At 43.9% G+C, this 14,123-nt stretch carries 9 protein-coding genes and 1 pseudogene; 5 read left to right on the top strand and 5 right to left on the bottom strand.

Features of this window, described 5'->3' with window-relative positions; all coding sequences use genetic code 11:
* Positions 1 to 225 precede the first annotated feature (225 nt).
* The 4 genes and pseudogenes from aphA to PTE_RS16240 form a co-directional block, all read left to right on the top strand.
* Positions 226 to 318: pseudogene (gene aphA / locus PTE_RS24650) on the top strand (acid phosphatase AphA); the annotation flags it as partial.
* Positions 319 to 571: 253 nt separating this feature from the next.
* Positions 572 to 2,266 carry a L,D-transpeptidase gene (ldtD, locus tag PTE_RS16230; RefSeq protein WP_036848810.1) on the top strand — a complete coding sequence of 565 codons (1,695 nt, stop codon included), beginning with the start codon at positions 572 to 574 and terminating at the stop codon, positions 2,264 to 2,266.
* Positions 2,267 to 2,342: 76 nt separating this feature from the next.
* Positions 2,343 to 2,891, top strand: coding sequence for a peptidoglycan L,D-endopeptidase MepK (gene mepK / locus PTE_RS16235; protein WP_036848813.1), 549 nt, complete (start codon positions 2,343 to 2,345; stop codon positions 2,889 to 2,891).
* Positions 2,892 to 2,936: 45 nt separating this feature from the next.
* On the top strand, positions 2,937 to 3,584 hold the full coding sequence (locus PTE_RS16240) for an MBL fold metallo-hydrolase (protein WP_036848816.1): 648 nt from the start codon (positions 2,937 to 2,939) through the stop codon (positions 3,582 to 3,584).
* 77 nt (positions 3,585 to 3,661) lie between these two features.
* Here PTE_RS16240 and PTE_RS16245 read toward each other — a convergent pair whose 3' ends face one another.
* The 5 genes from PTE_RS16245 to pncB form a co-directional block, all read right to left on the bottom strand.
* Positions 3,662 to 4,852, bottom strand: a complete 1,191-nt coding sequence (locus PTE_RS16245; RefSeq protein ID WP_036848819.1) for an amino acid aminotransferase — start codon at positions 4,850 to 4,852, stop codon at positions 3,662 to 3,664.
* A gap of 232 nt (positions 4,853 to 5,084) precedes the next feature.
* On the bottom strand, positions 5,085 to 6,245 hold the full coding sequence (ompC, locus tag PTE_RS16250) for a porin OmpC (RefSeq protein ID WP_036848822.1): 1,161 nt from the start codon (positions 6,243 to 6,245) through the stop codon (positions 5,085 to 5,087).
* Positions 6,246 to 6,742: 497 nt separating this feature from the next.
* On the bottom strand, positions 6,743 to 7,888 hold the full coding sequence (locus tag PTE_RS16255; protein ID WP_036848825.1) for a porin: 1,146 nt from the start codon (positions 7,886 to 7,888) through the stop codon (positions 6,743 to 6,745).
* Positions 7,889 to 8,223: 335 nt separating this feature from the next.
* On the bottom strand, positions 8,224 to 9,624 hold the full coding sequence (gene asnS / locus PTE_RS16260; protein ID WP_036848827.1) for an asparagine--tRNA ligase: 1,401 nt from the start codon (positions 9,622 to 9,624) through the stop codon (positions 8,224 to 8,226).
* Positions 9,625 to 9,827: 203 nt separating this feature from the next.
* Positions 9,828 to 11,039 carry a nicotinate phosphoribosyltransferase gene (pncB, locus tag PTE_RS16265; protein ID WP_036848831.1) on the bottom strand — a complete coding sequence of 404 codons (1,212 nt, stop codon included), beginning with the start codon at positions 11,037 to 11,039 and terminating at the stop codon, positions 9,828 to 9,830.
* A gap of 348 nt (positions 11,040 to 11,387) precedes the next feature.
* On the opposite strand from pncB, the gene pepN reads away from it, so the two are divergent.
* Positions 11,388 to 14,000 carry an aminopeptidase N gene (pepN, locus tag PTE_RS16270; RefSeq protein ID WP_036848834.1) on the top strand — a complete coding sequence of 871 codons (2,613 nt, stop codon included), beginning with the start codon at positions 11,388 to 11,390 and terminating at the stop codon, positions 13,998 to 14,000.
* Positions 14,001 to 14,123 lie beyond the last annotated feature (123 nt).

Genomic DNA, 14,123 nt, shown 5'->3' on the forward strand with positions numbered 1-14,123 from the left:
GCACCTTTATTAATAAGCTTTGATAGCTCTGATGTGTGTTTTTGAGCTTTAATTGATTTGTTTTTAAGTGAAATATCCATATTAAAAGTATGAGATCTCGCCTTGCCAGACATGCGTTATCAATTTCTGCATAAATTATTCTAACGTTCATTTATTTTTTCTCCGTAAGTAGTAGGATTTGATTTTGGCAGAATCGTGGTGACTGTAGCTGGTTGGGATCTGCCTGTTGTTGAATTAGCTCAACAACAGGCAGTGAATTGGGTTTCTATCGAGAAAATCGAGAAAAGCCTTTCAGGTCAGCCACCTATGGCTGTTGGTATTTAACTCTCAGTTTTAATACCGGCATTAATCATGTTGGTTGAGCCAGGAACAAGGTTTAAATCTCTTGAAAAAGATGTTTCGGCGTTTTTTGGCACTTTTTTATTTGGTTTTCTTGCGGTTGCTGATTATATTTCCTGTGTGGACAAATAACTTATAAAGTAATTAACTTATTGTTTTCCTTCGCTTGGATGCTGGATCTGCCATAGTTAGAAGTAATTTATGAGAATGTTCTGAAGGTGGGCATGTTGATATGGTAAAAAAAGTGATAAAGCCGCTGTGCATTTCGGTTATTTGCAGTACATTAATGGTAGCTGGCTATGCTTTAGCCAATCAGCAGAGTAGGCCGATGGAAAGTGATATGCAGACTGAAAAGGTATCTGAGACAGCAATACCTGAGCAAGTACAGATTCAAACTTATGTGGTTGCACAAGAAGAGAATCGCAGAGTGCTTCAAAGCTGGTTACCGAAGCAAATTAAGCCCATTTTCTTTGATCGATTGGTCAATCTGTATTCATCTAACCAGATGCAACCTTTATGGCAGGACAAAACCGCTGTTCAGCGTTTTGAACAACAACTTTTAGAACTGGCATTAGCTGGATTTCAGCCACAATTCGGCCAATGGCTGATTGAACTCAATGATCCTCAATTGAGCGATATGGGGCGTGATCTCATTTTATCTGATGCTATGTTAGGTTATTTGCAATTTGTCTCCGATGTCAGTTATCAGGGCGAAAACTGGCTCTATCGCACGACACCATATAAAATTGTTTTACCTTCATCTGCGATCATAGACCGGTGGCAGCAAGCGATTACAGATCACAATGTGGCCGCTTATGTTGCGGCATGGATGCCGCAACATCCTCAATATGAAAATATGCATAAGGAGATGATGAAACTATTGGCTGATAGTAAACCGTGGCCACAGGTTTCTGACAAAAGTGCATTAAAGCCAGGGCAGAGTCGCCCGGATATCACGGTCTTAAGAGAAATACTTATCCGTACCGGCATGCTGAATGATGTGACAACTAAATCAGGTAATATCTATGACCCTGAATTGGTTGCTGCGGTAAAAAATTTCCAGCAATGGCAGGGGTTGGTGCCCGATGGAGTGATTGGTAAACGCACCAGAGATTGGCTGAATACGTCACCTCAAACCAGAGCTGGATTAATGGCGCTTAATATTCAGCGTTTGCGGATTGTCCCAGGGCATGTTTCCACCGGCATTATGGTCAATATTCCTGATTATTCGTTGCATTATTATCTTAATGATCAGGAAGTGCTGAACTCGAAAGTGATCGTTGGTCGTCCAAGCCGTAAAACACCTATTATGAGTAATGTGCTGAATAATGTCGTGATTAATCCCCCCTGGAGTGTGCCAACTAGTCTGGCGAGAAAAGATATTGCGCCGCGGGCGGTTAATGATCCCGGATATTTCCAGCGTCGGGGGTATGTTATTTTTTCAAACTGGCGTGCTGATGCCAGTGTGATTGATCCTTACACTATTGATTGGAATGTGATTACGCCGGCGAATTTTCCTTATCGGGTATGGCAGGCTCCGGGGCCGGCTAACTCATTAGGCCGCTATAAATTCAATATGCCAAATTCTGAAGCCATCTATTTGCACGATACGCCGAACCATAGTCTGTTTAACAAAGATATCAGGGCGATCAGTTCTGGTTGTGTCAGGGTTAACAAAGCGTCAGAATTGGCAAGTATGTTATTGGGAGATGCTGGTTGGTCACAAAGCAAGGTGGATAATACGCTGAAACAGGGCAATACGGTTTATGTTAATATCCCACAGCGTGTTCCTGTTTATTTGTATTATTTGACTGCCTGGGTAGATGAGCAGGGTGTACCTCAGTATCGCACTGATATTTATGACTATGATAATAGTGCGAGACAAGGTTCCCAGTTTTTGTCAAAGTTGTTGTCTTTACAAAGCTAGATGCAACTAATTTTCATTATTAGCTGTCATAGTGACCAGCGACTTATTTTTTCATAATCTGGGTAGATGTTTCTTCATGGATATAATCGATCATAATCGCCGCAAGTGGCTTGGTGTGGGGGCTGCCGCTTTGGGTTTGAGTTTATTGCCGGGGCACGTTTTTGCGACTCTGGCCACTCCCCGCCCACGAATTTTACGTTTTGACAACTTACATACGGGCGAAACTATCAAAGCCGAATTCTTCGATGGTCATCGTTATAACAAAGATGAACTGGCTCGTCTGAATCATCTGTTTCGGGATTATCGTCAAAATAAAGTTAAAACGATCGATCCTCAATTATTTGATCAGATCTATTTGCTGCAAATGATGATGAGCATTAATAAGCCTGTACAACTCATTTCTGGTTACCGCTCACTGGTGACCAACAATCAGTTGCGCAAGAAAAGTAAAGGCGTGGCTAAACAGAGTTACCATATTCGCGGGCGAGCGATGGATTTCCATATTGAAGGTATTGATCTTAGATATATCTGTAAAGCCGCTCTGAAAATGAAAGCGGGCGGTGTGGGGTACTATCCACACAGTAATTTCGTTCATATTGATACAGGTCCCGTCAGGACGTGGTAATCTGGTAAGTAACTATTTTGTTTTGACTATGGAGTAAATGAAATAATGAAATACCAAATTATTCCTGTGACTGCTTTTATGCAAAATTGTACCCTTATTTGGAATGAAGAGAGTAAGGAAGCGGCAATTGTTGATCCAGGCGGTGAAGCGGCAAAGCTGATCGCTGAGATTGAGGGCCGTGGCCTGAAATTGACCCAGATTTTATTGACTCATGGTCATTTTGACCATGTTGGTGCAACAGCAGAAGTCGCTGAACATTTTAATGTGCCGGTTTACGGGCCGCAGCAGGAAGATGCTTTTTGGATCGAAGGCTTGCAGGCTCAGAGCCGGATGTTTGGCATTGAGGAATGTGCATCATTTGAACCTGACCGCTGGCTGAATGAAGGTGACGAGTTGCATGTTGGCGGGGTCGATTTGTCTGTATTGCACTGTCCGGGCCATACACCAGGGCATGTTGTATTTGTTAATCATACAGATAAACTGATCTATATGGGGGACGTACTGTTTAAAGGGGGGGTTGGGCGCAGCGACTTTCCGCGTGGTAATCACCAGCAGTTAATTAATTCAATTAAAGATAAACTTCTGCCACTTGGTGATGATTATAAATTTATTCCAGGGCACGGGCCAATGTCTACGCTGGGCGATGAACGGCAGACTAATCCATTTTTACAGGATGAAGTACCAAGTTGGTGATGCTGAATATCGTTTTTATGCCAGACGATAAAAGCCGCTGAAATGGAGCGGCTTTTCAAAGTAAGGTGAATGTTAACTCAGAGTACCGCAACAATGGCTTCACACAGTGGGGCCATATTTTCCAGTGTCAGGCCAGCGACGTTAATACGACCGGAACTGACAGCGTATATACCAAATTCTGTACGCAAGCGCTCAACTTGTTCTTTTGTCAGGCCACTGAATGAAAACATACCATTCTGGTTGATAATGAAGCTGAAATCTTGTTTTGCACCTTTTTCTTGTAAGGTGTTCACAAACAGCTGACGCATACGCTGAATACGTTCGCGCATGGTGGTCAGCTCTTGTTCCCAGGCGGCTTTTAGTTCTTCATTTGATAAAATAGTGGCGACAACAGATGCACCATGAGAAGGTGGGTTGGAATAGTTAGCACGGATAATGGCTTTAGCCTGGCTGAATGCTTTTTCTGCTGTATTGCTGTCACCGGCAACGATAGTACAGGCACCCACACGTTCATTGTACAAGCCAAAGTTTTTGGAATAAGAGCTGGCAACGATCAGTTCATTATGATTTTTTGCAAAAATACGCAGGCCTTCCGCGTCTTCGTTCAGGCCTTTGGCAAATCCTTGGTAAGCGAAATCAAAAATGGGCAGCCAGCCTTTTTCCGCAGACATTTCTGCCAGTTTAGCCCACTGAGCTGGGGTTGGATCGATACCTGTCGGGTTGTGGCAACAGCCATGGAACAGAACAACATCACCTGCCTGAGCGTCAGACAGGCTTGCCAGCATGTCTTCGAAATTCAGGGCGTGTTTTTCAGCGTCATAGTATTTATATTCGCGAACTTCCAAGCCTGCGGCAGAAAAAACGTTTTTATGATTTGGCCAGGTTGGATTACTAATCCAGACTTGTTTCGCGTTAGTTTGTTTGGCAATAAAATCCGCAGCAATACGTAAAGCACCTGTACCACCTGGGCTTTGCGCTGTACGGGCGCGTTTGTCTGTTACCACTGGGTGATCTTTACCAAACAGCAATTCTTGCGTCACAATGCCGAATTCAACTAGGCCGCTAATCGGCAGGTAATTCTTTGTTGCTTCGTTTTCCAGCAGATATTGTTCCGCTTTTTTGACACTGGTCAGAACGGGGGTTTTTCCTGTTTCATCTTTATAGACACCGATGCCAAGGTTGATTTTATTTGTACGAGGATCAGAACGGAAAGTATCGGCTAAGCCAAGAATAGGGTCGGCAGGTGCTGCTGTGATTTTCTCAAACATGTTTGTGATTCCAAAGCTCAGGGTTAAGCCTAAAAGGGTAGTCAGGTTAACGCCGCAGAAACAGTTTGCCAACTATTTGTAGTAAAAAGAATATAATCTTGTGAAGCAGTTTGCGGAGTGGGAAAAAGTTTAGCTAACAGCAAGAAAAGATAGAATAAAAAAGCAGCGCCTGAGCGCTGCTTTTGTTTAAATATGATTAACATATTCAGTTAAGCATATTTATTAATGGTAATTAGAACTGGTAAACCATACCTACGCCAACAACGTTGTCAGTGCTGATACCAAATGCTTTGGTGAATTCGTTGTCATCCAGCAGGTTGATTTTGTAATCAATAAAGGTAGTCATGTTTTTGTTGAAGCTGTAGAAAGTACCAACAGAGATATATTTAACTAGATCGTGGCTGCCAGATTCTTTCTCTTCCCCTTTAATGTCACCGAGCAGGCTTTTACCTTTAGACTGTACGTATGCCAGAGATGGACGCAGGCCGAAATCGAACTGATACTGAGCCGTTAATTCGATGTTTTGGGTTTTGTTGGCGATATTTTGCCAGTTTACACCATCAACTTTTCCACCGAAGCGAGTCATGTTACGGGTTTCACCGTACATTGCTGCCAGGTAGATGTTGTTGGCATCGTATTTAGCACCGATGTTCCAAGCTTCAGCGCGGTCACCTAAGGCAGTAGAACCTGTAGGTTTATCCCCTGAATCGTTAAAAGCTGCTTTTTGTGCAGAAGTACGAGCAGAATTAGAGTATGCGCCACCGACACTGATACCATAACCTGCATCATAGGTTGTAGCGAAACCGTAACCATCACCGTTGTCTTTACGGTCTTTTCGGCCATTAGAGGTGTTATTACTGTTCTCACCCTGATATTGCAGGGCGAAGTTCAGACCATCAACCAGGCCGAAGAAATCGCTATTACGGTAAGTTAACAGACCAGTAGAACGGCCAGTCATGAAGTTGTCAGTTTGAGCCATGGAGTCACCACCAAATACTGGCAACACGTCGGTCCAAGAGTTGACATCATAAACAACACCGTAGTTACGACCATAGTTCAGTGAACCGTAGTCGGAAAGTTTCAGGCCAGCGAAAGCCAGACGAGTTTTGGTTTCTTCGTCAACGGCTTCTGCTCGGTTACCTTTGATATTGTATTCCCAACGACCAAAACCGGTCAGTTGGTCATTGACTTGAGTTTCACCTTTGAAACCCAGACGGGCGAAAGTGTCATCACCGTCTTCGCCGCTGTTGTTGTTAGCGAATTGGTGACGTACTTCAACTTTACCGTATAGGTCCAGTTTGTTACCGTCTTTATTATAAATTTCAGCTGCATTTGCTGCGCCAGCAGCCAACAGAGCTGGGATTACCACTGCAAGAATATTGTACTTCGTCATTATTATTACCCTCATTGGTGTTATATTCGGACACCTGCCACTGCCAAAAATAATTCTTTAAAAATCTATGGAACTATTTGTGAGAGTTTAGTGTCGTCTGTTTCTCTGTCAAGTGTTTCATTGGTTGTTATTTTTATCCACTCACAAAATGCTATAAAAAAGAAAATTTAGTAAGAATTTGCAACAAAGTGTTTCAAAGTGTAAATGAGAGATTAATTTTTGAACTCTGGTCAGCCCAGTTGGTCAGGAAAGTGGAAATGAATCGCCGTCAGTGAAGAAGACAAATTATCTGTTGAGCTTAGTAAAAAGAGTAAAATACGGTGTTCATTTTGTCATCAGATTTTTTATAGGTAACTTGTTGATGTTCTTGTCTGTATGCCATGTACTATTTTTCAACAGATGACTGATGATTATTCTTCTTGAAAAAAGAATAGCGCCTACTTTAAGTGAGCGCTATCACATATTTATTAAGTTTTTTGTATTTATTTCAGTTGAGGTTAGAACTGATATACCAGACCTACACCAACCGCGTTATTGGTGTTAACGTCGAAATATCGGGTAAATATGTTGTCCTTTACCAAATTGATTTTGTAATCAACATAGGCAGACAAATTTTTATTGAAGTTATAATAAGAACCAATGGAGATATATTTTACCCAGTCCTGTTTGGTGAAAAAGGTTGTCCCTTTGGATTGAACATATGCCAGAGATGGGCGCAGGCCAGAATCGAACTGATATTGAGCAGTTAATTCGAGATTTCGGGTTTTTGCCGAGACAACATCCTGGTAACCGAAGGACGTCATATTGTGGGTTTCACCGTACATCGCTGCCAGATATACGTTGTTTGCATCGTATTTAGCACCAATATTCCATGCTTCAGCTCTTTCACCGCGAGCGACAGAGGTAACGAGTCTTTCATGTATGATTGGGCGGTCAGCGTTGGAATAGGCCCCGCCCACGCTGATACCGTACCCAACATCATAAGTAGCGGAGATGCCATAACCATCACCATTACTGCCACCGTTGGGTTTAATGATGTCGCCTCGCTGGCGAAGTGAATTACGACCATTTTTGTTGTTGTCGTCGTTCTTACCCTGGTATTGCAGGGCAAAGTTCAGGCCATCAACCAGGCCGAAGAAATCAGTGTTACGGTAAGTCAGGACTCCCGTGGCACGATTCGTCATGTAGGTGTCAGCCTGGGACATGGAATCAGCACCGAATACTGGCAGTACGTCGGTCCAGACGTTGATGTCATAGAGAACACCGTAGTTACGACCGTAATCCAAAGAACCGTACTGAGCAAATTTCAGGCCCGTGAAACCTAGGCGGGTTTTGTTGCCTTTGGCACCGTCTGATTCAGCGTTGTTAGCCTGAATCTCGTACTCCCAGCGCCCATAACCCGTCAGTTGGCTATTGATTTGAGTTTCACCTCTGAAACCCAGACGAACATAGCTTGCATCACCATCTTCACTACGGATAGGATCATTCTCTGATTTTTCGGTGGCTTTAGAGAATTGATGACGTGCGTCAACTTTACCGTACAGATCCAGTTTGTTATCGTCTTTGTTATAAATCTCAGCGGCGTTTGCTGCCCCAGCGGCTAATAATGCTGGGATGACCACTGCAAAAATACTACCTTTCATTAATTGTTACCTTACATTGCTTCATTAATTACCATCATTGGTGTTATCCGGACTTTTGTTACTTACAGAAATAATTCCTTTAAGAAAATCTTTGAAACTATTTATGAGAGCACCGTATTGTCCGTGTCGGCGCACAGTCTTTCATTAGGTAGTGAGCTTGATCCACCATTAAATTGATACAAAGTGACGTTTTTTGTAACAAAGTTGAAGTAATGTGTGTGAAAATGTAAATACAAGAATATTTTTGATCGAAAATTTGATTAAAGAAATAAAAAAGCCAGCTTTCGCTGGCTTTATATACATAATGATTTTTTAATATTTACTTTATGGAATTATCAGAAATTGGCGCTTCTTGGAGTGCGAGGGAATGGGATAACATCACGCACATTTGCGACACCGGTCACATAAGCGACCAAACGCTCAAAGCCTAATCCGAATCCGGAGTGAGGAACAGTGCCATAGCGACGCAGATCACGGTACCACCAGTAGTCTTCTTTATTAAGCCCCATCTCTTCCAGACGCTTATCCAGCCTATCCAGACGCTCTTCACGTTGTGAACCGCCGATAATTTCACCGATGCCCGGAGCGAGAACATCCATTGCCGCAACGGTTTTACCGTCGTCGTTCATTCGCATATAGAAGGCTTTAATATCTTTTGGATAGTTTTTCACTACCACTGGCGCCTGAAAGTGTTTTTCTGCCAGATAACGCTCATGTTCTGATGAGAGGTCAACACCCCAGAATACCGGGTTTTCAAATTCCTGGCCGCAATTTTGCAGGATTTCAACGGCATCGGTGTAATCAATTTGAGCAAAATCAGAATGGATAAATTTCTCCAGACGGGTGATAACATCTTTATCTACACGTTCAGCAAAGAATTGCAGATCATCAGCGCGCTCTTCCAATGCGGCTTTGAAAACATATTTCAGCATATTTTCAGCCAGTGAGGCGGCATCGTCGAGGTTAGCGAAGGCAATTTCCGGCTCAAGCATCCAGAATTCTGCCAGATGGCGGCTGGTATTAGAGTTTTCAGCACGGAAAGTCGGGCCGAATGTGTAAACTTTGCTTAATGCACAGGCATAGGCTTCGCCATTTAACTGGCCGGATACGGTCAGGAAAGCTTCACGGCCGAAGAAATCCTGGTTGAAATCCACTTCACCTTTATCGGTTAAAGGCAGATTTTGCAGATCCAGTGTGGAGACACGGAACATTTCACCGGCACCTTCTGTATCAGCCGCAGTGATAAGCGGGGTTGAAACCCAGAAGTAGCCGTTTTCATGGAAGAAACGGTGCAGCGCTTGCGCAAGGGTATGACGCATACGGGCAACCGCGCCAATCAGGTTGGTGCGTGGCCGCAGATGAGCCACTTCGCGCAGGTATTCAATGCTGTGGCGTTTGGCGGCCATCGGATAGGTGTCAGGATCTTCAACCAGACCGATCACCACCACTTTCGTCGCTTGCAGTTCAAAACTCTGTCCCTGGCCTGGTGAAGCAACAACTGTCCCTGTGACTTCGACAGAACAGCCGGTGGTTAAAGACAGAATTTCATTCTGATAATTGGGCAAATTATTATTAACGACGGCCTGTAATGGATTAAAGCAGGAACCGTCATAGACGGCGAGGAAAGAGATACCAGCTTTAGAATCTCTCCTTGTACGGATCCAGCCGCGAACGGTGATTTCACTATCAACCGCAACCCGGCCTTGCAGTACGTCGACTACAGGCGCTACGCTCATAAATTTCTCTCTTTTGTTATCAATTTAAGTTAGTGAAAATGAATACCCCTATGCAAGGGGCTGCTTGTTCTATGTTACTTGCCATATTCCAGGAAACAAGAGGAAATCACTAATTTGAATGGTGAATAAGAGGGAAACCGGTTTTTTCAGATATGCCACTGCTTTATTTACCAGCGGCACAGTTGTGTTTTATAAAAATGGTGTCAACAAGCTTGCTTGACGGATATATCAAAAGCGGCGCGTAGCTTGTTAACAAACTCATTATCTTCACAAATGGTTTTGCCGGGGCTGTCTGACAGTTTTGCTACCGGTTTGCCATTACATTCGACAAGTTTGATAACGATGTTCAGTGGCTTAACGCCTGGAATGTTGCAGGTCAGCCGTGTGCCGATGCCGAAAATCAGGTTTATTCTGTTGTGGAAATGGCGATAAAGCGCTAACGCTTTCTGGAAATCCAGGCTGTCAGAAAACACCAAAGTTTTCGTCATGGGATCGATGCCCAGTTTTTGATAATGGGCGATCGCTTTTTCACCCCATTCAACTGGATCGCCAGAATCATGGCGTAAACCTTGGTATCTGTTGGCAAACTGGGCATCAAAGTCCCGCAGAAAAGCATCCATTGTGATGCAGTCAGTCAGAGCGATACCTAATTGGTTGGGATATTCATTTAACCAACTTTGTAATGCTTCCCGCTGACTGCTTGCCAGTTCCGGGCTGATTTGCTGGTGAGCCTGAAACCACTCATGCGCCTGTGTACCAACAGGGGAGATCCCAAGCTGTTGTGCAAGTTGATAGTTGCTGGTGCCAATCAGGTAAGGAAAATTCTGTTGCAGTTCGCTGACAATGGCATGTTGAACACCGTGTGAGAAACGGCGGCGTGTGCCGAAATCCATCAGTTTGAAACCGGAGAGATCAATTCCTTCATCTTCTGCATCTTGATAGAACAGTTTAATTAATTTGCGAAGCTGCTTGACGGCATTTTCAGCTGCGTTATCCGGCGAGTGGTGATGGTGAACCAACTCACTGAGCAGCGCCAATAATGGCACTTCCCACATAATCACTTCATGCCATAATCCTGAAATACGGATAGCTAACTGACCACTACCGGTTACAGAAATATTGACTTGCTGTGGATTAAAACGAAAGGTTTTGAACCAATCCAGATAATCAGCCTTGAAAAAAGGCAGGCTGGAAAGATAATTAAACTCAGCATCAGTTAATGCCAGATCAGCCATCATATTAACCTGATGGCGTAATTTTTTGGCATATTCACCCAGCAGTTCATCACCGCGGCAGCGAAACTCTGCAACGACAGGCATGTGGCTGTAGTGGTGGTACACTGCTTGTTGCATATGAAGTTTATAAGCGTCAGTATCAAGCAGTGATTTAATAATCGGGGTAGCGTCTAGGGTCATAGCGCGTTATGCATCCTCACGGAGCCTATTCGTGTCAGCTAAATCGATAAAGTTGGAAGAGTATACCGGGATTATTTTGTTATTGAAGTCACATAACATCATATCGTTCACCAGATGATCGAAACTAAAAAGGTCTTTGGTTGAATGTTATCATGTTATTTGATCATTAAGTGATAACAAGCACCAAAGAGCAAACATATTCTTTACATAACATCATACTCGTTCTTAATGCATGTTTAATGCCAGAAGGTGCGTTATTTCACTCTTGAACTTTAACCTCTTTCTGTGGCAGCGTAAGATTTGGTATTGAATTAATTCCATAAGTATGAAACGACAAAAAGGTTTCTTATGACACAACAGCGACAAGCTAAATACCGCCGGGATTATCGCGCTCCGGACTATACGATTTCTGATATTGAACTTGATTTTAATCTTGATGCTGATAGCACAGAAGTCACCGCAATTAGCCAGATAAAACGTCTGAGTCATGAAATAACGCCATTGGTGCTGAATGGTGAAGACTTGACGCTGAAAAGCCTTCATGTAGATGGTCAACCGTGGGAGCATTACCGTGAACAGGGTGATACTCTGGTCATTGAGCAGTTGCCGGCTCAGTTCACTTTGAAAATTGTTAATGATATCCACCCAGCGAAAAATACCGCTCTTGAAGGCTTGTATGTTTCTGGCGATGCACTTTGTACCCAGTGTGAAGCAGAAGGTTTCCGCCACATTACCTACTATCTTGATCGTCCTGATGTACTGGCTCGTTTTACCACCCGCATGACAGCCGATAAAGCCAAATATCCGTATCTGCTGTCAAATGGTAACCGGGTTGAACAAGGTGAAACCGATGATGGGCGTCATTGGGTGAAATGGCAGGATCCATTCCCAAAACCAAGTTATTTGTTCGCTCTGGTTGCGGGTGATTTTGATGTTTTGCGCGACTCTTTTACCACCCGTAGTGGCCGTAAAGTTGCACTGGAGCTGTTTGTCGACCGTGGCAATCTCGACCGGGCTGATTGGGCAATGGCTTCCCTGAAAAATGCGATGAAGTGGGATGAAACCCGTTTTGGCCTTGAGTATGACCTTGATATCTATATGATTGTCGCGGTGGATTTCTTCAATATGGGCGCAATGGAGAATAAAGGTCTGAACGTCTTTAACTCCAAATATGTGCTGGCAAAATCTGAAACGGCGACGGATAAAGATTACCTTGGTATAGAAGCCGTGATCGGCCATGAATATTTCCATAATTGGACCGGTAACCGTATCACTTGCCGCGATTGGTTTCAGCTTAGTCTGAAAGAGGGATTGACGGTATTCCGCGATCAGGAGTTTAGCTCTGATCTTGGTTCTCGTTCTGTTAATCGTATCAATAACGTGCGTGTTATGCGTGCGGCACAGTTTGCTGAAGATGCCAGCCCAATGGCGCATTCAATTCGTCCTGATAAAGTGATTGAGATGAATAACTTCTATACAGTAACTGTGTATGAGAAGGGCGCGGAAGTTATCCGCATGATTCACACCCTGCTGGGCGAAGAGCAATTCCAGGCAGGGATGCAGCTTTATGTTCATCGTCATGATGGCAGTGCTGCAACATGTGATGATTTTGTTCAGGCAATGGAAGATGCATCAAATGTCGATCTGTCTCTTTTCCGTCGTTGGTATAGCCAGTCTGGTACACCGGTGCTGGCCGTTCGTGATGAATATAATGCGGAAAAGCGGCAGTATAAGTTGCATGTCAGCCAGATGACACCTTCTACCGCCGATCAAAAAGAGAAACAACCTCTGCATATTCCACTGGATATTGAGCTCTATGACAGCAAAGGCCATGTGATCCCATTGCGTTATGATGGTCAGCCGGTTCACCATGTGCTGAATGTAACCAATGCAGAGCAGACGTTTATATTTGATGATGTGCCGTCATTGCCGGTTCCTTCTTTACTACGGGAATTCTCGGCGCCTGTGAAACTGGATTACCCATTCAGCGATCAGCAATTGGCATTTTTGATCAAGCATGCCCGTAATGCGTTTTCCCGCTGGGATGCGGCTCAGTCGCTGATGGCAAACCATATCAAACTGAATGTTATCCGTTACCAGCAGAAGCAGCCAATCGAACTGCCAATGCATGTGGTCGATGCTTTCCGTGCGGTGTTGTTGGATAGTGACATTGATCCGGCTCTGGCTGCTCATATTCTGGCTTTGCCGTCAGAAGGTGAGATGGCGGAATTATTTACGATTATCGATCCAAAGGCGATTCATGAAGTTTTGCATACAATCACCCGTACTTTGGCACAGGAAATGGCGGATGAGTTTGCTGTGGTTTATCACTCTATCAATATAGGTGCATACCGCGTCGATCATCAGGATATCGCCAAACGTTCTCTGCGTAATATCTGTTTGTATTATCTGGCCTTTGGCTCTCAAGAGCAGGCCGATAAACTGATATCGAATCAATATCATCAGTCTGACAATATGACTGATGCATTGGCGGCGTTATCTGGCGCGGTGATAGCGGAGCTGCCTTGCTGTGATCAACTGATGACAGAATTTGATGAGCGGTGGCATCAGGATGGCTTGGTTATGGATAAATGGTTTAGCTTACAGGCAAGTAGCCCGGCGGCAGATGTTCTCGCTAATGTGCGTAATCTATTGAGTCATCGTTCATTTAGCATGAGTAACCCAAACAGAGTGCGTGCTCTGGTTGGGGCATTTGTTAACAACCCGGTTGCATTCCATGCTGAAGATGGCAGTGGTTATCAGTTCCTGTTGGAAATTTTGACCGATCTTAACCGCCGTAACCCACAGGTTGCTTCCCGTTTGATTGAACCGTTGATTCGCCTGAAGCGTTATGACGAAAAACGCCAAAGCATGATGTGTAACGCGCTGGAGCAATTGAAAGGATTGGAAAACCTGTCTGGTGATCTGTTTGAGAAAATCACTAAGGCGTTAGAAAGCTGATAGCTGTTTATCGGGCTAATGGTTATTTAGCCCGATATTTTTTTGACCTATTTTCTTAGATAATAAATTTATTCTTGCAATCGTTTACTTTCGGATCAGATCTTATTAAGATGCCCGGCGCTT

Source organism: Photorhabdus khanii NC19, assembly GCF_000517265.1.
GTDB lineage: Bacteria > Pseudomonadota > Gammaproteobacteria > Enterobacterales > Enterobacteriaceae > Photorhabdus > Photorhabdus khanii.